Annotated in this window: 1 protein-coding gene; it reads right to left on the bottom strand. The window is 47.8% G+C overall.

Going from position 1 to position 387, the window contains the following annotated elements; genetic code table 11:
* On the bottom strand, nucleotides 1-387 hold a 387-nt coding region (locus BTA35_RS17460; RefSeq protein ID WP_139363767.1), incomplete at both ends, for a chloride channel protein.

The following is a 387-nucleotide window of genomic DNA, read 5'->3' as shown; positions in this document are numbered from 1 at the left end:
GTGTAAAGCCCACCAGTGTGTACTCTGCCATAATCACCTCCATCGCAAAGATAACACCAGCAATAGGGGTATTAAATGATGCACCAATGGCTGCCGCTGTACCACAGCCTACCAATAACCTAATGCTATTGTTAGGCAGCTTAAATAGTTGGCCTAAATAACTGCTGACTCCTGCGCCTAAGTGTACGGCAGGGCCTTCTCTTCCTGCCGACAATCCTGAGGCAAGAGCAACTAATGCACTGAAGAACTGGTGTAGGGTGTTTTGCCAAGGTAAATAACCTTGATAAAAGGTAAATCGCTCAATGACATGCCCCAATCCCTGTGGGCGCCAAGCTTGCTTGCTCAGTCGAATTACAGCCGCAAGTAACAAACAGCCAATTACAGGCG

The organism is Oceanospirillum linum, assembly GCF_001995095.2.
GTDB classification, from domain to species: Bacteria; Pseudomonadota; Gammaproteobacteria; order Pseudomonadales; family Halomonadaceae; genus Oceanospirillum; species Oceanospirillum linum.
This window is presented reverse-complemented; position numbering and strand designations above follow the sequence as displayed.